We start from the raw sequence: 19,382 nt of genomic DNA on the forward strand, positions 1-19,382 counted from the left end.
AGCCGTCAAGCAGAGACCGTCCTGGTCAAATGTATTGAGACCGTAGGGATGACCGTTCAGGCCTTGCTCAGGCGTTCTCTCGCGCCGGTGCTGGGGGCGGAGTCAGGTCCAGTTCATCCTTGCCGTAGAACTTCACACCGATCTCGACACGAGGGCGGCCTTGCGAACGGCGGTGGCGGTTGGTGTCCCGCAGCGAGTACACGCAACCGCAGTATTCCTGCTGATAGAAATTCTCGCGTTTGCTGATTTCCAGCATGCGTTGCGAGCCGCCACCTTTGCGCCAGTTGTAGGTCCAGTACTTCATCTCCGGATAACGGGCGGCGGCGCGCTCGCCACAGTCGTTGATCTGGTTCATGTCTTTCCAGCGCGAGATACCCAGCACGCTGGAGATGATGTCGTAGCCATTTTCATGGGCGTAGAGGGCTGTGCGCTCAAAGCGCATGTCAAAGCAGACCGTGCAGCGCTCGCCACGCTCGGGAGCGTGTTCCAGGCCGCGTACACGTTCAAACCAGTTATCTACGTCGTAGTCGGCGTCAATGAACTCGATGCCGTGCTGTTCGGCAAAGCGGATGTTTTCCTGCTTGCGCAGTTCGTACTCGCGTACAGGATGGATATTGGGGTTGTAGAAAAAAACGGTGTATTCAATCCCCGAGGCGTGCAGGGCCTCCATCACCTCGCCCGAACAGGGGGCGCAGCAGGAGTGCAGCAGCAATTTCTCGCGCTTCTCCGGCATGGTTAAAACTGGACGATTGAGCTGAGTGGACATGAATCTGAATCCGAGTAAAAAGGCGTCCCGAGTCGGTCGCACAATAAATCAATGCGACTATTGTAGATTCTTGGCAAAGTTTAGTGAAATCAATCTGTTGCCTTAGTACCCCAGGACCTCGTCCCATAGTCGCGTAACGGCCTGCCGTTCCTGGGTCAGCTCGGTTTGCGGCACACGGGCTTTTTCTGCTCCTTCCAGACGCAAAGCGTGCTGACGACGGCGCAGGGCGCGGTAGGCATCGGCCACCTCCTGAGCATGGTCGACCGCGATCAGGCCCGCCTGCGCGGCAATACCCAGCAAGGCGATATTGCCCAGGTTTTCCAGCAGTTTGGGATGCTCGCGGCTATGGCACAGCACCAGATACTGGGTGATGAACTCCACATCCACCATGCCGCCACGGTCGTGTTTCAAGTCAAACAGCTCGCTGTGATTGGGGTGCCCGGCACTGATCTTGTCACGCATGTCCAGAATGTCGGCGCGCAGTTTGCGACGGTCCCGTTCCATCAGCAAGATGGAGCGGCGGATTTCATCGAAACGTTCCTTGATCTGGGCATCCCCGGTCACAAAACGGGCGCGGGTAATGGCCTGGTGCTCCCAGGACCAGGCGCTGCGGGTTTGATACTGCTCGAAGGCATCCACGCTGACGGCCAGCAATCCGGCATCGCCATCCGGGCGCAAACGCAGGTCAATATCGTAGAGGCGGCCAGAGGAGGTCATGGCCGATAACCAACTGGTCATGCGGCGGGCCAGCTTGATGTAGCGCTCCACATTGTCCTGGCTGGGGTCGTCGTAGAGAAACACCAGATCCAGGTCCGAGGCGTAGCCAATTTCCTTGCCGCCCAGCTTGCCGTAGGCGATGACGGCAAAGCGGGGCGGGGTGTCGTGTTCAGGGCCCAGGCTGCGGGGCCGCGTCAGAGGCCAGGTACGCTCCAGCGTTTCGGCCAGCATCATATCGGCCAGGGCCGAGAGTTGGTCGGCCAGTGCTTCTACCGTCAGCACGCCCTCCAGATCCTGAGCCAGCAATTGGAAGGTGATCTGGTGCTGCCAGTCGCGCATCATGTTCATTTGCTGTTCGACATCGGCCTGGCCATCGGGCAGGCGGCACGCGTCCAGATCGCGGCACATTTGCTCGGACAGGGCGGCAAAGTCCGGAATCTCCATCAGCGAATGCCATTCGATCAGGCTGTCCAGTAGGAGCGGATACTGGGCCAGATACTGGGCGGCCCAAGGGCTGGCCGAAACAATACGGGCGACGCGGGCCAGCGTATCGGGGTATTCAGCCAGTAAAGCCAGATAGGCACTGCGTTGGGCGATCAGCTCGATCAGGTTGAAGAGCCGTGTCGCTGTCATTTCCGGGTTTTCGGAGCGGTAGGCGTAGTCCTCAGCCAAGGGGATCAAGCGTTGTACGCGATCCAGGCTGGCATTGGGCAGGCTGCGCAGGCGATGGCTGTTCAAAAGTGCCTGACGCAATTGTTCGATGCGTTCCCGCAAAGCCTGATCTTGCTCGGCGCTGTTGACTTCGAGGGTGGGGGCTGCCGCTACAGGAGGCTCGGCACTGGCTTCTTCCCCCATACCCGCCAGACGGAAGGCATTGCGGAAGGTATGCGACACAAACTTTCTGTGCTGGCCTAACTGTTCATCGAAGTCGGGCAGGCTCAGACCCAAGGTGGCGGCCAGCTCGGTGCGCAGTTCCTCGTCCTGGGGCAGCAAATGGGTTTGTTCGTCTTCGCGGTACTGCAAGCGGTGTTCGACACGTCGCAAGAAAGTATAGGCGGCCAGCAGCTTGTCGCAGACCTCCTGGTCCAGCAGACCGGCTGCGCATTGACCGCGCAGAGCCTTGTGCAGGCTGGTTGTTTGCAGGGAAGGCTGTCGTCCACCACGTATCAGTTGATTGAGCTGGACTACAAATTCAATTTCTCGAATCCCGCCATCCCCCAGCTTGATGTTGTGCCAGGTCTCCACGCCATTGCGGTTCAGGGCGCGGCGTGTCCAGTCCTGACGGATGCGCTCGCGCAGGCCGCGCAGGGCGGACAGGGCATCAAAGTCGAAATATTTGCGGTACACAAAAGGGGTACGCAGCGCTTCGAAGTGATGCACATCACCCGCGCTGCGGCTGCCTTCAAAGGCCTGGGCCTTGATGGGGCGCGCCTTGATCCAGGCATAGCGTTCCCACTCCCGGCCTTGATTGACCAGATAGTTTTCCAGGGCCTGCATGCTCCAGGCTAGCGGCCCCGAATCACCGTCCGGGCGCAGGCGCAAGTCGGTGCGAAACACCTGGCCGAAGGCGTCCGTATCGGACAACACGGGCATCATGCGCTGGGTTACTTTGCCGTAAAACTCGTGATAGCTCAGGGGGCGGCGACCATCGGTTTCGCCGTCCTCGTCGTAGAGCATGATCAGGTCAATGTCCGAAGAAACGTTTAATTCTCCCCCGCCCAGCTTGCCCATACCCAAAATAATCATCTCTTGGGGCAGGCCGGTTTCCGAATTTTTAGGAATACCGTGTACGTCAGCCAGTTGCCGAGCCACGGTTTCATAGGCTTGTGCCACGGCAAGATCAGCCAGGCTGCTCATGGCCTGCATCACTTCTTCCAAGGGCGCCAGGCCATTGATATCGCGGATCATCAGCACCAGGAAAACCCGCTCGCGCAGTTGGCGCAAGGCCTGGCGCACTTGTGCCAGACGATCATTATCGGGTTCGGGCAGCAAAGTCCTATACCATTGCGTAATCAGTGCGGGGGTGACAGGGTGCTGGGCTTGCTCTTGCAGCCACGTTCCAAATTGCGGCTGAGCGTTTACTTTTCGACGCAAGGGGCCGGACCATTGCATCACGGGCTTCAATATAATGGACTGGCTCATACGATAAGAGGCTTTTCGGATAAGGGGGAACGACAAGTGGAATGACTTGTCTGACTAGGCCGGAAATGACCGCATCTAACTATACTCGGGAATTGATTGCATGGTAGTTCGAGGGCTTGTGCGACTGGCGCTGGTGCTCTATTTTGCGCTGATGCTAAGCCTTGTCGGGCTACGTTATTTGCTTGTGCCCCAGCTGGACAATCTGCGTCCCTATCTGGTGCAGAAAATCAGCGAACAAACCGGCCTGCAAGTCCAGATTCAAGAATTAAAAGGCGACTGGCAGGGCTGGAATCCCCATCTTTCCGTGACAAACCTGTCGCTGGCAGAACCTGGGCAGGAGCCCATGTTGCAGCTGCCCAAACTGCAAGCCGATATCAGCTGGAGGTCCTTGTTCAGCGGCTCGCTGCAATTGCGCCAGCTGGATGTGCAAGGTTTGACGATCCCGGTGCGGCGCGACCCCCAGGGTCAGATTCTGGTAATGGGGCAGGTGCTGGGTCTGAATGATGAGAATGTCCCGTCCGAACCCGAAGCCTGGCAAGGACCGGTTCGCTGGTTGCTGGAGCAGCGCGGCATTCGCATTCAAGGTACGTCCTTGCAATGGCAGGATGATCTGCGGGGCGCGCCTGCCTTGAGTCTGCCTTCGATTGAATTGCAGATTGGCTACAGGCAGGGCTGGCACGAGGTTAATCTGGCTACGGCCTTGCCCGCCGATCTGGGCGAGTCCTTGGCTTTAGCCTTGCGCGTGCAGGGCAAGCGTCGCCTGTCCGAAAACGTGGATGTGATGGACTTGCCCTGGGAAATGACAGTGCAGGCTAAAGGGGTGGATACGCCTGCGCTGCGCCCTTGGCTGGATGTGCCTGTGGCGTTGGATAAAGGCTGGGTCGATGTGCGCGCTCAAGCCAGTCAGCCCAAAGCGGCCCAGACCGTACAGATGCAGATGGCCGCCCAGTTGCGTGATGTGGCGGTGCTTACCGATAGCGATGATCGCCTGCAACTACAGCAAGCCAATCTGGAGCTGGAGGGTGGGCTGAGCGATATGCAGGCGCTGGCTCAAGGCAAGCAGAGTGGTGATGTGCAGTGGGCCTTGTTGATGAACGGTTTCGGCCTGCGTGTGCCGGATTTGTTTGCTCAGTATTTGGCTGTGGATCAGCTCAATGCCCAAGGCACCGTTCACCGCGATGAGCAGGCCAGACTCAGCGTCAGCAAAATGAATCTGGCTTTGCGTAATCCTGATCTGGATGCGCAATTAACAGGCAGCTGGCGTGAGGATGCCAAGTTCGAGGCCGGTGTGGCTGACTGGCAGGGGCAGTTCAAGCACCTGAATCTGGCGGCTTTGGTGAATTACCTGCCATTGACGGTCAATCCTCTGGCGCGTGAATGGATGCAGGCCGGACTGGTGCAGGGGGCGGTACGAGACGGGACAATCCGTCTGCAAGGCGGCCTGGATACCTTCCCGTATGGCTTGAGTCCGGAGGATGGCAGCTTCGAAGTGGCGGGGGCTTTGGATCAGGGAATTGTGGATTATCAGCCCGCCCGTCCCAAGCGGCTGGCCTGGCCGCGTCTGGAAGGGGTGCAGGGCAGCATACGCATGCATAACGACAATCTGGACATTGTGGCCCAGCAGGCGCGCATGCCTATCGCCAAGCAGCAGGATATCGTGCTGCGCGATATTCAGACCCACATTACCTCCTTGGAGCAAAACAGCTTTCTGAAGCTGGAAGGTGTCTCCCAGGCACCGGCGACCAGTTATCTGGCCCTGGTGCATCAGTCTCCCTTGAATGCCTTGCTGGATGGTTTGCTGGCCGACAGCCGTGTCAAAGGGGATTGGACCGTACCGGTCAAGTTGCAGATTCCTTTGGATAATGCTGATGATGCCCAGGTACAGGGCCAAATCCAAATGAACAATGGCGAGTTTCAGTACATGCCTGAAGCCCCTTCGTTTACAGCGTTGAAGGGCGAGCTGAGTTTTAATGAAAAAGGCGTCAGTGCCCAAGCCTTGACGGGCAAGATGCTGGGCGGCGACACCCAGATCAGCGGTGTGCTGGAGCCCGGCAAACCGGGTTTGCGCCTGAATGGTTTGCTGACAGCCAAGGGGCTGGAGCAATACCTGGAATTGAAGGGTTTACAGCGTTTGCAGGGTCAGACTCCCTATAGCGTGTTGATGAAGCTGGATGCCAAGGGTTCTTTTTCTTTGGGTGCCGAGTCCGACCTGACGGGTTTGGCACTGAATTTGCCTGAACCTTTCCACAAGCCTGCCGAGCGTGCGGCCAAACTGAAGGCGGATTGGAGTAGCGATTCCGCCGCCAAGATGGATCGGCTGCAAATCAGCCTGGAGGACAGACAGAGCTTTTTGCTGAACCTGCTGCATGCTCAAGGTTCCCGTGATGGCAGCTACTTTCAAAGTGGCAGCATGGGAACACCGGGATTGGTGAATTGGCCCCAACGCGGTTTTGAATTACATAGTCGCTATGATCGTATGGACCTGGATGCCTGGGAAATGGTGGTGGGGGAGTTTGGCCAGAATCTGGATGGCAGTCCCTTACCTCCTTCGGCCCGCCCCTTGCTGCCTTTGCTGGAGCGGGTGCGTTTGAAAGCGGATCAGGCGTTTTTCAGAGGGCAACTGCTGGACCAGCTGGAAATGGAAAGCACGGAAGATGCCGCTGGCAGACTGTTTCTAAGCATGAAGGCCAAGCAGGCTGAAGGGCGTTTGCAGGCGCAGCATCAAGGTGGCCGCTACACCGGCATGTTCAATGCCAACTTCTCCCGTCTGTACATTGACAGTGGCAGGCCCGATTGGGCTTGGCCCGACGCCGACTTGCCCATGAATGACGACCTGCGTTTGCCCGCGATCTCGTTCAAGGTGGATGATTTGCAGATTCAGGGCGTGCGCTTTGGCAAGCTGGAAGCCAAGGGCAAGCCTGCTGGAAAGGGACAAAAGTGGACGCTTGAAAACATTTCTCTGAATGCTCAGGGTATGCAGCTGCATGGTTACGGCTCTTTGGCATTGAGTGGGCCGCAGCGTGGGCTGGAGTTGGTGGCAAATAGCCAAGTAAGCAATTTGGGACAGTTTGTGGATGTCAGCGGCTTGCTGACCGAGTCCATCCAGGATGGTGACGGCACGGTACAGGCGGCCTTGTTCTGGAGCGACTTCCCTTGGTCTTTTGACAAGCGCAACATTCGTGGTCAGTTCAATGTGGATTTGCACAAAGGGCGTTTTATCAGCCTGAAATCGCGTTCGGCCAAATTGCTGGAACTGCTTAGCTTACAGTCCATTTCGCGCTTGAGCCGCCTGGATCTGGATCTGTTTGGGGCGGTGAAACAAGGCTTTGCATTCGATAGCCTGACCGGTCGCATGAACCTGTCGCAGGGCAAGCTGGAACTGGATAATTATCAGATCAAGGGCCCGGCGGGGGCGATCAGCTTGAAGGGCTGGATTGATATCAAGGACGAAACGCTGGATTTGATTGCGGTGGTCAATCCGAATCTGGACATGAGTGGTGCCGCGATTGCGGCTTATTTCGCCGTTAACCCGATGGTGGGCGTTGGGGCTTTGCTGACGCAGTGGTTGATGCAGATCCCGATGAGCAGCCACTTGTCAGTTACTTACGCCGTCACGGGCAAGATTGATGATCCGCAGCTGAAAGAGCTGGAGGTGCCGGCGGTCAGCACCGCGAAACAAGAGAAACAGCCTCGGATCGAGCCCTGATGACCAGCGCTTCACCCAAAGCGGTTCTGAGTGGGTTTTTGTCAGGGTCACAGCAAGGTATTTCCGTGTTTTAACCCTTATGCAAAGGATGGGCCGATGAGCGCACAAAGACTGAAACAACTGGCAGCGACCTTGATCATGGCGGGCCTGTCTTTCCAGGCGCTTGGTACGCAAACCCATCCTGTGGCTCAGACCGCACAATCGGTTGAGCAGTCCTTGCAGGCCCGTGTCGGTCTGGTCGTACTGGATACGGCAGATGGGCAGTTGTGGCAGTACCGTGCCGATGAACGCTTCCCTATGGCCAGTACCAGCAAGGCCTTGATCTGCGCGGCGTTGTTGGCCCGAGGGCCGGGTGCCATGAAGACCGCCTGGCTGGTCAAGGAAGAGGCCATTCAATCTTACGCACCGACGACAGAAAACTTGATAGGACAGCATGTGCCAGCGTCGCACTTGTGTGCGATCACGATGCGCAACAGCGACAATACTGCGGCCAATGGGGTTCTGGAGATGCTGGGCGGGCCCGAAGCGATTACGTCCTTTCTACGCAGCGTGGGCGACACGGTGACGCGTCTGGATCGCAACGAGCCCAGCTTGAATGAAGCTACGCCTGGTGATCCACGGGATACAACAACCCCGCAAGCCATGGTGCATACCTTGCAGAGTCTGGTGCTGGGCGATGCGCTTAAAGCTCCAGATCGAAATCGCTTGATTGACTGGCTGACGCATAACGAAGTGGGTGGGCCTTTGCTGCGGGCCGGTGTCCCTGAGAGCTGGACCGTGGCAGACCGGACCGGGGCAGCCGCTTACGGCACACGCGGTGTAGTGGCAGTGATGTGGCCGCCAGAGCGTGCGCCGCTGGTGGCGGCCATCTACATCACGGAAACCAAGGCGTCCATGGAAGAGCGCAATGCGGCCATAGCTACGATTGGCAAGGCCATTGCAACGGCTGTGGATCAGAAAGCACAGCCCTGATCACCGGGCAAACACCGGCAGGATGCCTAGCCGGTCTGACGCTCCAGCATTTCATCCAGTGTCGAGTAATAGCTCATGGACGCATGGCGCAGATTCGTGCGTACATGCTCGCGTGCCTGTTCTGGGTCCTTGTCCAGAAAGGATTGCAGGATGCCACGGGTCGCCTGCATGGACAGTTCCCGATAGCGCGTATCGCGCAAGGTGGCCAGACGTACCGCTTCTACGTGGTCACTCAGGCGAAAAATCATGGTGCTCAAATGCGGGTTGGGGCATAGCGAAATCCAGCTTTCCCGAAACGCATCGTTGGCAATCATGTATTGCATGGGGTCGGCGGCAGCATGGGCTTTTTCTGAGGCATTGGCCGCCTTGTTCATCAAGGCCAGCCCTTCCAGATTGGCCTGCAAGCAGGCAGCGGCGGCCGCTTCAGGCTCCAGCAACATGCGTATTTCAAAAATCTGCGCAATATCGGCCGGGGTAAAGCGCCGCAGCATGAAGCCGCGCGAGGTGCCCTCCAGCAAGCCTTCGTTGGTCAGTTGCAGCAAGGCTTCGCGCACAGGCATGCGCGAGACTTGCAGTTCAGCAGCAATTTCATGGTCGACCAGACGGTCGTCATAGCTGATGTCGCCACTGCGCATGCGGCTGCGCAGGTGTTTGTAGACCTGCTGGCGTATGTTCAGTTTGGGGGCGGCAGGCTGGGTTTTATTCATTGGTTTTGGGCAAGACGGTGAACAGGCAGTCGGCATGAAATCCCTGTGCGCAGCAGTGTGTTTCCTGCACCTGGACGTGCTGATCGTAGATCAGTTGGCCGACGGCTGTAAGCATACCAACGATAGGGCGGCACAGGGGCCGATCATGGGGGCCAAATCCCCATGCAAAGGGACTGTTTTTCACGCGGACCTGCAAGGATCCCGTGGCCTCTGTTTGAATGTCCCAGCTCCCCCAGCCCAGTTGTGCCGAGATGTCGGCAATGCTGTGCAGCAAGGCCTGCGGGTCGTGATTGATGGCTTCCCAATACGCCTTGGCTGACAAACCACCTTGTTCCATTACGGCCTGCCCCAATGCATCTAGCGCCCGTGTTCGGGCGGGTTCATCCAGCCGGCGAAACAGCTCCATCAACACGTCGACACGCATCATCAAGTAGCGCCGATCGTCGTCCAAAATCTGGCCCTGTGCCGTATCCCAGCTAAATCTGTCTCTGAATTCTGTCATTTTAAAGTAAAAGTATATTGTTTTGTTTTTAGATAATAGATTGATATTAAAGCAAATAAATTATAGGGAAAACCATTATCTATTTAATTTAAGAATAAACTATATACTTTTTCGCAAGGCGGACTAACGCTGGAATGAAGTGCATAACAAAAGGGGACAAATGGTGAAAGCGTTGCGAAAAAGCGTAATGGGGCTGGCCTTGGGGGCAGCCTTGATGATGGGCTGGGGGACGGTCAGCCAGGCAGCCGGGAGCGAGTTGAAAATTGCTTTCCCGGTCGATATCCCGTCCTGGGATCCGACCTCGGTTACCTTTCCGGCGGGCCAGTCGATTTACAAGGCCGTGTTTGATTCACCCCTGTTTGTGGGTGACGATTTGAAGGTGGCACCGCGTCTGATCGAGTCCTGGGAATGGGCGGACGAGCAAGGTCAGGCCCTGAAGGTGAAGCTGCGCGACAAGGTGAAATTCCATGACGGCAGCGACATGACGGCTGAAGACTTGAAGTTCACCTTTGATCGTGCGATCAACAAGAAAACCCTGGCCCTGAACGGAATGCTGCCCACCCTGAAGTCGGTGGAAGTCACCGGCCCGCTGGAAGCCATTATCCATTTCAGCTCGCCCACGCCAACGGCCCCCAAAGGCCTGGCCTTCTTGTCGGCCTATATCCTGCCCAAAGCCTATTTCGAGAAGGTGGGGGAAGAGGAGTTCCTGAAGCGTCCAATTGGCGCAGGCCCCTACAAGCTGAGCGATTATCAGCGTGGTTCCCGTATCACCCTGGAAGCCTTTGAGGACTACTGGCAAGGTGCGCCAGACCTGAAGCAGGTCGTGTTTGAAATCGTGCCGGATTCCTCGGCGCGTGTTGCTGCGGTTGAGTCCGGTCGGGCAGATGTCTCGGTACAGATTCCGGTGCGCGAAATTACCCGCCTGGAAAAGAATCCCAAGCTGGAAGCCAAGGTCTACCCCTATAGCGAGATCTACATTCTGCAAATGCCCAGCTATGTAGACAGCTTCAAGGATGTGCATGTGCGTCGCGCCATGAATATGGCGATCGACAAAGCAGGCTTGTCCCGTGCCTTCTACAAAAATGTCGCCCAGCCCTTGTCGGTTCTGGCCACCAAAGGCTCGCCTGGTGATGTACCGGATCTGAATATTCCCTTCGACAAGAAAGCAGCGGTAGAGGAATTGGCCAAAGCGGGTTACAGCACGGAAAAACCGCTGACCATTACTTTGTACTCCACCAATAACACCTTCCCATCGGACTACGACGTGGCCCGGGCGGTGGCACAAATGTGGAGCCAGATTGGTGTGCAAACCACGGTTGAGGAAATTACCGTGGCCAAGTATCTGGAGCTGAGTCATTCGTCCAAATTGACGGGTGTGATGCTGTACAGCTGGGCCAATGCAACAGGCGATCCGGAGATTTTCACGGGCCGCATTCTGGATCCGCGCCTGCGTTTTTCCACCTGGAAAGAAGAGCGTCTGGCGGGCACGCTGGATGAGCTGAACCGTCAGATGGACGAGGACAAGCGAGTAGCCGGTTATCAGGCGCTGAATCGTGAAGCGGCGGAACAGGCCTGGAGCCTGCCGGTGCTGCAGTCCATCTCCACCATTGCCTACAAAAAAGGCTTGAAGCTCAACACCTATCAGACGGGCTACATCCTGCCGCAGGAATATTCCTGGCAGTAAGCCTTTCATGCACCCCGCAGCATCGTGCCGCGGGGTGGTCTACCGGGTTTGATCCGGCATATTTTCTCCTGCGGTTCTCTTCATGAAAAACGTTTGCTTCCTGATGGCGCGCAAGCTCGTCTTTGTGCTGGTGACGGCGTTCCTGCTGTCCATGATCGTGTTCTTCATGCTGCGCGTCATTCCCGCTGACTCTCTGGGCATGATGCTGCCTCCTTCGGCCACGGAAGCCGATGCACAGGCACTGCGTGTTGAGCTGGGCATGGATGGTTCGGCCTTGCATCAGTACCAGGTTTGGTTGAGCGGTGTGTTTCGCGGCAATCTGGGCAACTCCATCTTCTTTCATCAGCCAGTGACAGGTTTGCTAGCCCAGGCTTTGCCGCCCACGTTGGAACTGGCCTGTATCAGCTTGTTGATGGCTTTGTTGATATCCATTCCCGGCGGCATTGTTCTATACCTGCTGGACAAGAAAAAGATCGAATTTGTGGCCGACTTTGTGCTGGTGCTGCTTCTGTCAGTGCCGTCCTTTTTGTGGGGCATTATTTTGATCGTGGTGTTTGGTGTGCTGTTTCCGGTCTTGCCCTTTATGGGGCGGATGGAAGGGACACCCGCCGTGGATGGCGGCACGGGTTTTTTGCTGTTTGATCTGCTGGTACGGGGTCAATGGCAAGCCTGGTGGGATGCCTTCTCGCATCTGCTTCTGCCCGCCTTGGCGCTGGCCCTGGCTTTCAGCCCTATCGTGATTCGCGTCCTGCGTTCCAGCCTGATCGAAACGGCGACCAGCCAATACGTGAACGTCGCCCGTCTGCGTGGTGTGCCTGAATGGCGAGTGCTCTTGGTGCACATGCTCAAGAATGCCGCTCTGCCTACCTTGACCTTGATCGGCGTGCAATTTGGCTTTTTGTTTGGCGGCACCTTGCTGATTGAAGTCATTTTCTCCTTCCCCGGTATCGGCAATCTGATGGTGCAAGCGATCAAGAACCACGACCTTCCTCTGATTCAGGGCGTGGCTCTGGTGTTCTGTTTGATGGTGCTGGCTGTCAACTTCTGTGTCGATGGCTTGTACAGCGTTATGAATCCACGTTTGAGGTCCGCATGAGCGCGCATCCACATTCTTTCTGGCAAGCGCGGCTGCGGCCTGTGCTGGCCCATCCCAAGGTGCTGGTTGGTGGCACTTTGGTACTGATCTTTGCCCTGGTGGCCTTGTTTGCCCCCTTGCTGGCTCCCAACGATCCCAATGCTCAGGATTTGCTGGCAACACTCTTGCCACCGGCCTGGCAGGAGGGCGGTCTGGCGCAGTATCCCTTGGGAACGGATGGGCTGGGCCGATGCATTTTGTCGCGTCTGATTTATGGCAGCCGTGTGGCCTTTCAGGTGGCTGTGACCGCTGCCGCCGGCACCATGGTGCTGGGTACGGTGCTGGCGATCTTGGCGGGCTATATCGGTGGCTGGTTCGACCGTGGAGTTAGCTCCCTGGTGGTGTTGTGGATGGCATTCCCGCCCGTGGTGTTTTCCATGATGTTGATGGTGGGCTTGGGCACGGGCCTGTTCAACGTGATTCTGGCTGTGGTGCTGGTGGACTGGACTCGTTTTTATCGCGTGGTTCGGGCGGAAGTGTTGGTGGCGCGTCAGCGTGATTATGTGTATGCCGCGCATTTGTTGGGCTTTTCTCATCTGCGCATCATGTTGCGTGAAGTATTGCCTAGCGTGGCGCCACTGATCGTCACCTTGTTCAGCCTGCAAATGGGCGTGGCCATTGTGGTTGAAGCAATCCTCAGTTTCGTGGGCCTTTCTGTTCCGTCGGATGTGGTGGCCTGGGGCGTGATGCTGGCCGATGGCCGTGACCAGATTTACCAGGCGGGCTGGGGCCTGATGGCGCCGGTAATTGGCATTGTGTTTGCAGTGCTGGGTTTCAATTTGCTGAGTGATGGTTTGCGCACCACGCTGGATCCTCGGCTCAAGCAACGAGGAGCGCACTGATGAGCGTGCCGGTTATTGAATTCAAGCAAGTCAGTGTCTCGGTGCCGGTACAAGGGCAATCGGTAGAGTTGCTGCGCAAGGTCTCGTTTGCAGTGCAAGCAGGTCGTACCTTGGGGCTGGTCGGGGAGTCTGGCGCGGGCAAGAGCATGATAGGGCGGGTAATCTCGGGCATGTTGCCCAGTAATCTGCGTCTGTCCTCAGGGCAGGTCTGCTTTCAGGGTTCGGTGGTGACGGGTGCGCAAATGCGCCGTCTGCTGGGTCGCAAAGTGGCTTTTGTGCCGCAGGAGCCCTTGTCCTCGCTAAATCCGGTGCTGACCATACGCCAGCAGATGTTCGAGCATTTGGCTCGACTGGGCATTCCCCGCGCATCGCGCGAGCAATATTGCCTGGAGCGTCTGCATGAGGTGGGGCTGCCCGATCCGCCGTCCATGTTGGGGCGCTATGCCCATGAGCTTTCGGGTGGGCAGTGTCAGCGCATTTTGATTGCCATGGCTTTTTCCGGTGATCCGGAATTGATTGTGGCCGACGAGCCCACCACAGCGCTGGACGTGATTACCCAAGCGCAAATCATCCGGATTCTGCGCGATGTACAGCAGCGGCATCAAACCGCCGTGATTCTGATCACTCACGATCTGCGTATGGCTGCCCATGTCTGTGACGAGGTGGCCGTGCTGTATGCCGGGGATGTGGTTGAACAAGGTCCCGCTGCAGATGTTTTGGATACACCTTTGCATCCTTACTCCTGGGCCTTGAAGAATGCGACGCCAGCACTGAATGGCCCTTTGTATGCCTTGCCGTCGCTGGCCGACATCATGCCGGGCTTGAAGGACATGCGGGATCTGCCGGGCTGTCGTTTTGCCCGTCGTTGTCCTACGCGTAATGCGGTCTGTGAACAGCGCGCGCCAGAGTTGGAAGCGGTGAAACCCGGTCATTGGGTAAGTTGTGCCGGTCCCTGTATGACGCGCGATACGGCCTCTCAAACCCAGCTGCATGTCTTGCCGCAAGGACCGTCTGACGAGTCCGCGCCGCTGGTGGAGTTCCAGAATGTGGAGCGCAGCTACCGAGTCACACGCAACGGCCGCCGCAGCCTGATGTATGCCTTGCGGCCCCTGTCCTTGAGCGTGCGTCCCGGCGAGATGGTTGGCGTGGTGGGGGAAAGCGGTAGTGGCAAAAGCACTGTCGCCCGTTTGATGGTGGGCTTGTTGCAACCTAGTGGTGGGCAAGTGCTGGTGCAAGGTCAGTCCCGCGAGCAGTTTGCCAAAGGGCAAGGCGAGTCCTTGTCTCAAACGATTCAGATGGTGTTTCAGGACCCTGACTCGGCCTTGAACCCACGTCGTAGCGTGCAGCAGCTGGTGACGCAGGTGCTGGAGTTGCAGCCGGGTATGACGCCCGAGCAGCGTCGTCAGAAAGCCGATGAATTGATGGCGCAGGTGGGCATTGCCCAGGATGCCTGTTTGCGTTTTCCCTCGGAGCTGTCCGGCGGGCAAAAGCAACGCGTGAACATTGCCCGCGCCTTATGTGTGCAGCCGCGTCTGCTGGTGGCGGACGAGATTGTGTCCGGTCTGGATGTGTCGGTGCAGGCGCTGATTTTGAATCTCTTGCTGCGACTGAATAAGGAGTTGGGCGTGGCGGTGGTGTTCATCTCGCACGACTTGTCCGTGATTCGCTATTTGTGCACACGAGTGCTGGTGATGAAAAACGGTGAAGTGGTAGAGCAAGGAAATACTGCCGAGGTGTTTGCTGACCCGCAGCATCCCTATACCCGTCTTTTGCTGGGCAGTGTGCCGCCGGATGATTCCAGCCAGATCTGGCCTGCGCCTTTGGACTGTCCATCCCAAATCGTGAGTGAGGCTGCACCCGCCTTAGTACCCGCTATGGCGGTCTGAATCCCGTTTTACTCGTATTTACAGGAAGCACTATGAGTTATGCCAATAACGAGGCCGCCTTGTCGGGCCTGACCCAGGACCATCAGGTCCATCGGGATGCCTATCTGGACGAGGATGTCTTTCAACTGGAAATGGAACGGCTGTTCAGCCGTGCCTGGCTCTATGTGGGCCATGAAAGTCAGGTGCCCAAAACGGGCGATTATGTATCGGTGACCTTGGCACAAAGCCCCGTCATCATGCTGCGCCATAGCGATGGCTCGGTGCGGGTGGTGATGAACCGTTGCGCCCATAAGGGGGCCAGACTGGTCAGCGAACCCAGCGGTAATGTGGGCAAGATGCTGCGTTGTCCGTACCACGCCTGGACCTACAAGCTGGATGGCTCGCTGCTGGCGGTGCCGTTGAAAAACGCCTATGAAAACACGGAGTTTTCGCAATGCCCGGCTGCTGGCGGCCTGTCCACACCGGGGGCGGTAGAAAGCTATCGCGGTTTTGTGTTTGCCCGCCTCAGCCAGGAAGGGTTCAGCCTGCAAGAGTATTTCGGTGATGTATTGCAGGCTTTGGACAATATGGCGGATCGTTCTCCGGAAGGGGAGTTGCAGGTGGCAGGCGGTTCGATTCGTACCGTCATCAACTGCAACTGGAAGATGTACATGGAGAACATCAACGACACCGTCCATCCCATTTCCACACACGAGTCCGCATCCAGCTCGGCTGCCAAGGTGGGCGAAGTGTTCAAGGAAGAGGACCCTACCGCGCTGGAACAATTGCTGCCCTTCGGTTCGGGCTACGACTTCTATTCACGTATGGGCGTGGAAACCTACCCGAACGGGCACAGCATTCTGGGTACCAAGTTCAGCATTCATACCGATTACTCGGGGATTCCAGGCTATGAGGCCATGATGAAAGAGGCCTGGGGCGAAGAAAAAGCGGCTCGGGTGCTGGGCTTCAATCCACAAAATGTGGTGTTTTACCCCAGCATGGCAGCCAAGGGTTCGCCGCAGATTATCCGTGTGCTTCGTCCTTTGGCGGTCGATCGTACTTTGCTGGAAGTATGGGTGTTCCAGCCCAAGGGCGCTCCGCGTGAAATGCTGGACCGAGGCCTGACATACAGCCGCCTGGTCTATTCCCCCATGAGCGTGGTCGCACATGACGATGTGCATTTGTTCGAGAGTCAGCAGGCCAGTTTGAAGGCCCAGGGCAACCCGTGGATCAATCTGCTGCGTCAATACGATGAACAGGAAGCCGAGCAGGGCAAGGGTACCTTTGACGACGCGAACAATGAATGGGTAATCCGCAATCAATACCGTGCCTGGAAGCAGGGCATGGTGCAGCAGGAGCAGGAATGATGGGGATGACGCAAGAGCAGGATCGCCAGCAAGGTCGAGGGCAGGATGTGCTGCACGGTCAGCAAGTGGAACAGCAGCTGGAGCAACAACAACAGAAACAGTTGCAGGAGCCGCGGCCGGGTCAGACGAAGCAGCAGTTGAATCAGCCGCAAAGCCAAGAGCAAGGCCAGCGTCAGGGCCAAACGCAGAATCAGCAACAAAGCCTGCAGGATTTTGTGTGGCACGAGAACGCCTTGCTGGACGAGGGGCGTTTTGACGAATGGTACGAGCTGTTCGCACAGGATGGGCTGTACTGGATTCCTGGTGAGTCCGGCCAGGAAAGCCCGGAAGGGCGCATGTGTATTGCCTTGGAGAACCGTATGTTGATGCGCTTGCGTATCGACCGCCTGTCGCACCATCGTGCCTTTTCCTTGCAACCCGGTGTACGTGGTCTGCGTGTGATTCAACATCCACGTGTTCAGTCCGAACATCCTGATGAAGATGGCTGCTATACCGTGCGCACCAATCTGATTTATTCGGAGTATCAGAAGCAAAAAACCGAGGTTCTGCCCGCTACTGCCTCTTACCGTTTGCGCGCCGTCGATCAGGCTTGGGAGATCGTGGAGAAGCGGGTGGACCTGTTGAGTGTGGATGGTTATTTACCCACCATTCAGCTCTTCATTTAGGTCCCATATGCACATGAATGACTCATCACCAGGCTATCGCAGCCTGCCGTGTGAAGGCATGGACGACAGCATGGCTTATCGCCTGCTGACATCTCTGATCGTACCGCGCCCCATTGCCTGGGTATGCACGTTGGAGGAGTCGGGCAGTGTGAATCTGGCACCGTTCAGCTCCTTCAACTACGTGGCGCACAGCCCGCCCATGCTGGCGATCAATATCAACCGCAATGAGGATGGCAGCTTGAAGGATACGGCCCGTAATTTGCAGGCCAATAAAGAGTGTGTGGTGCAGTTATGTCGTCAGTCTGATCTGGCTGCGGTTCATGCCAGTGCTGCTGCCTTGCCGCCCGGTCAGAGCGAGGTAAAGGAGTTGGGCATGCACCTCGTGCCCAGTCAGCATGTGCGTGTACCTCGTCTGGATGGCGCTGCCGTGCAGATGGAGTGCAGGCTGGATCAGGTGGTGGATTTGAGATGGGGAGTTAATCAGCTGCATATTGTGGAAGTGCTGGCCTTCCATGTGGATTCATCCTTGATGGACGAAAAGGGGAAAGTGGATCTGGAGGCGTATCGGCCTTTGGCTCGGTGGGCTGGACCGTATTATGCACAGCGGGGGGATATTCTTCTTCCTTGATGTCATTGTCTGTTGATTGGTTTTCGCCCTGGCTTTGTTTGTAGATCAGTGAGTTCTGGCTAAGGGCCTGCTTTTTTGCTCTACACAGATGACTGGAACATAGACAGCTTTCAAGGGCAGATAGCATCAAGCCAGCAACAGACACTTTCGGCTGGGCCAGAAACAAAAAAAACCGCCTTGTGGGCGGTTTTTTTGACTACTGAGCAAGGCGCAAAACTTAATAAACGCCTTGATGACGCATGGCATTGGCGACTTTGACAAAGCCGGCAATATTGGCGCCGTTAACGTAGTTGATGAAGTTGCTTTCTTGACCATAGTTCACACAATTTTCGTGGATGTCACGCATGATGGAGTGCAGCTTTGCGTCAACTTGTTCGCGTGTCCAGCTCAAGCGCTGGGCGTTTTGGCTCATTTCCAGACCGGATACGGCAACACCGCCCGCATTGCTGGCTTTGCCTGGGGCATACAGGATCTTGGCGTGGATAAAGGCATCGACTGCATCCAGCGTGCTGGGCATATTGGCACCTTCGGCAACGCAACGTACACCGTTCTTGATCAGGATTTCAGCATCCTTGCCGTCCAGTTCGTTCTGGGTGGCGCAAGGCAGGGCGACATCCACAGGGATATGCCAAGGACGTTTGCCTTGTTCGTACAGCAGGTGATGTTGCTGGGCGTAATCGACCAGACTGCCACGCTGTACATTTTTAACGTGCATCAGGGAAGCCAGTTTTTCACGTGTAAAGCCGTCCATGTCCACCACGCAACCTTGCGAGTCGGAAACGGTAACGACTTTGGCACCCAGATCCAGGCATTTTTCAATGGCGTACTGAGCCACATTGCCCGAGCCGGAAACGGACACTGTCATGCCGTCCAAGGACAGCCCTTTACGTGCCAACATTTCCTGTACGAAATATACGGTGCCATAACCGGTGGCCTCAGGACGAATCAAACTGCCGCCAAAGCACAAATCCTTGCCGGTGAACACACTGGCTGCGCTGTTGGAGAGTTTTTTCATCATGCCGGCCATAAAGCCCACTTCACGTGCGCCCACGCCGATATCACCGGCAGGAACGTCAGTATCTGGACCCAGGTGACGGTACAGCTCAACGATCAGGGCCTGGCAAAAGCGCATCACTTCGCCATCCGACTTGCCTTTGGGATCAAAGTCCGAGCCACCTTTGCCGCCGCCCATGGGCAGAGTGGTCAGGGCGTTTTTGAACGTTTGTTCAAAGGCCAGGAACTTCAGAATGGACAGGTTCACCGAAGGGTGAAAGCGCATGCCGCCCTTGAAAGGACCAATGGCATTGCTGTGCTGAATACGGAAACCGCGATTGACCTGAACCTGACCGCGATCATCTACCCAGGAAATACGAAACTGGATGGCACGTTCGGGTTCGACCAGACGCTCGAGCAGACCATGATCGGCGTACTGGGGGTTTTTCTCGATGAAGGGCCACAAGCTGGTCATCACTTCCCGTACGGCCTGCATGAATTCAGGCTGGTTGGGGTCGCGGGACTGCACTCTGGCTAGGAACTGTTCTAGAGAGATAGATTTCATTGCAAGCGAACTCTGTTTGCAATACTGAGAACTCGAGTCGAACTCAGCAGATTGAAAGAATGGATGCACGGGAATGCACCCGATCATACGCCCATCGCAAGCAAGCCTCTCGTATAGAGAGGCTTG

At 56.8% G+C, this 19,382-nt stretch carries 14 protein-coding genes; 9 read left to right on the forward strand and 5 right to left on the reverse strand.

Features of this window, described 5'->3' with window-relative positions; genetic code table 11:
• Nucleotides 1-67: 67 nt before the first annotated feature.
• On the reverse strand, nucleotides 68-766 hold the full coding sequence (locus U2949_RS02860) for an epoxyqueuosine reductase QueH (protein ID WP_257722740.1): 699 nt from the start codon (nucleotides 764-766) through the stop codon (nucleotides 68-70).
• Between the two features lie 102 nt (nucleotides 767-868).
• Nucleotides 869-3,625 (reverse strand): bifunctional [glutamate--ammonia ligase]-adenylyl-L-tyrosine phosphorylase/[glutamate--ammonia-ligase] adenylyltransferase, encoded by a 2,757-nt coding sequence (gene glnE, locus U2949_RS02865; RefSeq protein ID WP_321286050.1) that lies wholly within the window; start codon nucleotides 3,623-3,625, stop codon nucleotides 869-871.
• Nucleotides 3,626-3,725: 100 nt separating this feature from the next.
• Between glnE and U2949_RS02870 the strand changes: the two genes are divergently transcribed.
• Nucleotides 3,726-7,331: a YhdP family protein gene (locus U2949_RS02870; protein ID WP_321286051.1), complete on the forward strand. Its 3,606-nt coding sequence runs from the start codon at nucleotides 3,726-3,728 to the stop codon at nucleotides 7,329-7,331.
• 96 nt (nucleotides 7,332-7,427) lie between these two features.
• The gene (bla, locus tag U2949_RS02875) at nucleotides 7,428-8,303 is read left to right on the forward strand and encodes a class A beta-lactamase (RefSeq protein WP_321286053.1); all 876 of its coding nucleotides are present in this window, start codon (nucleotides 7,428-7,430) and stop codon (nucleotides 8,301-8,303) included.
• Nucleotides 8,304-8,329: 26 nt separating this feature from the next.
• On the opposite strand, the gene U2949_RS02880 is transcribed toward bla, so the two are convergent.
• Together U2949_RS02880 and U2949_RS02885 are read right to left on the reverse strand one after the other, a co-directional pair.
• Complete coding sequence (locus U2949_RS02880; RefSeq protein WP_321286055.1) at nucleotides 8,330-9,010, reverse strand: GntR family transcriptional regulator; 681 nt, start codon at nucleotides 9,008-9,010, stop codon at nucleotides 8,330-8,332.
• Nucleotides 9,003-9,512, reverse strand: coding sequence for a V4R domain-containing protein (locus U2949_RS02885; RefSeq protein ID WP_321286057.1), 510 nt, complete (start codon nucleotides 9,510-9,512; stop codon nucleotides 9,003-9,005). The genes U2949_RS02880 and U2949_RS02885 overlap by 8 nt, the downstream gene beginning before the upstream one ends.
• 163 nt (nucleotides 9,513-9,675) lie before the next feature.
• Between U2949_RS02885 and U2949_RS02890 the strand changes: the two genes are divergently transcribed.
• The 7 genes from U2949_RS02890 (at nucleotide 9,676) to U2949_RS02920 (ending at nucleotide 17,698) form a co-directional block, all read left to right on the forward strand.
• The gene (locus U2949_RS02890) at nucleotides 9,676-11,196 is read left to right on the forward strand and encodes an ABC transporter substrate-binding protein (protein WP_226348409.1); all 1,521 of its coding nucleotides are present in this window, start codon (nucleotides 9,676-9,678) and stop codon (nucleotides 11,194-11,196) included.
• Nucleotides 11,197-11,278: 82 nt separating this feature from the next.
• On the forward strand, nucleotides 11,279-12,292 hold the full coding sequence (locus U2949_RS02895) for an ABC transporter permease (protein ID WP_026483510.1): 1,014 nt from the start codon (nucleotides 11,279-11,281) through the stop codon (nucleotides 12,290-12,292).
• Nucleotides 12,289-13,173, forward strand: a complete 885-nt coding sequence (locus U2949_RS02900) for an ABC transporter permease (RefSeq protein ID WP_153230464.1) — start codon at nucleotides 12,289-12,291, stop codon at nucleotides 13,171-13,173. The genes U2949_RS02895 and U2949_RS02900 overlap by 4 nt, the downstream gene beginning before the upstream one ends.
• Complete coding sequence (locus U2949_RS02905) at nucleotides 13,173-15,059, forward strand: ABC transporter ATP-binding protein (RefSeq protein WP_321286061.1); 1,887 nt, start codon at nucleotides 13,173-13,175, stop codon at nucleotides 15,057-15,059. Before U2949_RS02900 ends, U2949_RS02905 begins: the two co-directional genes overlap by 1 nt.
• 32 nt (nucleotides 15,060-15,091) lie before the next feature.
• Nucleotides 15,092-16,405, forward strand: coding sequence for an aromatic ring-hydroxylating dioxygenase subunit alpha (locus tag U2949_RS02910; protein ID WP_321286063.1), 1,314 nt, complete (start codon nucleotides 15,092-15,094; stop codon nucleotides 16,403-16,405).
• A 5-nt stretch (nucleotides 16,406-16,410) separates the two neighbouring features.
• Nucleotides 16,411-17,070 (forward strand): aromatic-ring-hydroxylating dioxygenase subunit beta, encoded by a 660-nt coding sequence (locus tag U2949_RS02915; RefSeq protein ID WP_321286065.1) that lies wholly within the window; start codon nucleotides 16,411-16,413, stop codon nucleotides 17,068-17,070.
• A 13-nt stretch (nucleotides 17,071-17,083) separates the two neighbouring features.
• The gene (locus U2949_RS02920; protein WP_321286068.1) at nucleotides 17,084-17,698 is read left to right on the forward strand and encodes a flavin reductase family protein; all 615 of its coding nucleotides are present in this window, start codon (nucleotides 17,084-17,086) and stop codon (nucleotides 17,696-17,698) included.
• Nucleotides 17,699-17,915: 217 nt separating this feature from the next.
• Here U2949_RS02920 and gdhA read toward each other — a convergent pair whose 3' ends face one another.
• Nucleotides 17,916-19,256: an NADP-specific glutamate dehydrogenase gene (gene gdhA, locus U2949_RS02925; protein ID WP_009455932.1), complete on the reverse strand. Its 1,341-nt coding sequence runs from the start codon at nucleotides 19,254-19,256 to the stop codon at nucleotides 17,916-17,918.
• Between the last annotated feature and the right edge of the window lie 126 nt (nucleotides 19,257-19,382).

The sequence above is a fragment of the Alcaligenes phenolicus genome (assembly GCF_032063905.1).
Lineage (GTDB): Bacteria > Pseudomonadota > Gammaproteobacteria > Burkholderiales > Burkholderiaceae_B > Alcaligenes > Alcaligenes phenolicus.

Excerpts from the sequence above, each read along its gene's own strand:
- U2949_RS02910 (WP_321286063.1), top strand. The coding sequence starts at position 15,092 with ATGAGTTATGCCAATAACGAGGCCGCCTTGTCGGGCCTGACCCAGGAC.
- U2949_RS02870 (WP_321286051.1), top strand. The coding sequence starts at position 3,726 with ATGGTAGTTCGAGGGCTTGTGCGACTGGCGCTGGTGCTCTATTTTGCG.
- U2949_RS02920 (WP_321286068.1), top strand. The coding sequence starts at position 17,084 with ATGAATGACTCATCACCAGGCTATCGCAGCCTGCCGTGTGAAGGCATG.
- bla (WP_321286053.1), top strand. The coding sequence starts at position 7,428 with ATGAGCGCACAAAGACTGAAACAACTGGCAGCGACCTTGATCATGGCG.
- U2949_RS02900 (WP_153230464.1), top strand. The coding sequence starts at position 12,289 with ATGAGCGCGCATCCACATTCTTTCTGGCAAGCGCGGCTGCGGCCTGTG.
- gdhA (WP_009455932.1), bottom strand. The coding sequence starts at position 19,256 with ATGAAATCTATCTCTCTAGAACAGTTCCTAGCCAGAGTGCAGTCCCGC.
- U2949_RS02885 (WP_321286057.1), bottom strand. The coding sequence starts at position 9,512 with ATGACAGAATTCAGAGACAGATTTAGCTGGGATACGGCACAGGGCCAG.
- U2949_RS02860 (WP_257722740.1), bottom strand. The coding sequence starts at position 766 with ATGTCCACTCAGCTCAATCGTCCAGTTTTAACCATGCCGGAGAAGCGC.
- glnE (WP_321286050.1), bottom strand. The coding sequence starts at position 3,625 with ATGAGCCAGTCCATTATATTGAAGCCCGTGATGCAATGGTCCGGCCCC.
- U2949_RS02880 (WP_321286055.1), bottom strand. The coding sequence starts at position 9,010 with ATGAATAAAACCCAGCCTGCCGCCCCCAAACTGAACATACGCCAGCAG.
- U2949_RS02895 (WP_026483510.1), top strand. The coding sequence starts at position 11,279 with ATGAAAAACGTTTGCTTCCTGATGGCGCGCAAGCTCGTCTTTGTGCTG.
- U2949_RS02915 (WP_321286065.1), top strand. The coding sequence starts at position 16,411 with ATGACGCAAGAGCAGGATCGCCAGCAAGGTCGAGGGCAGGATGTGCTG.
- U2949_RS02905 (WP_321286061.1), top strand. The coding sequence starts at position 13,173 with ATGAGCGTGCCGGTTATTGAATTCAAGCAAGTCAGTGTCTCGGTGCCG.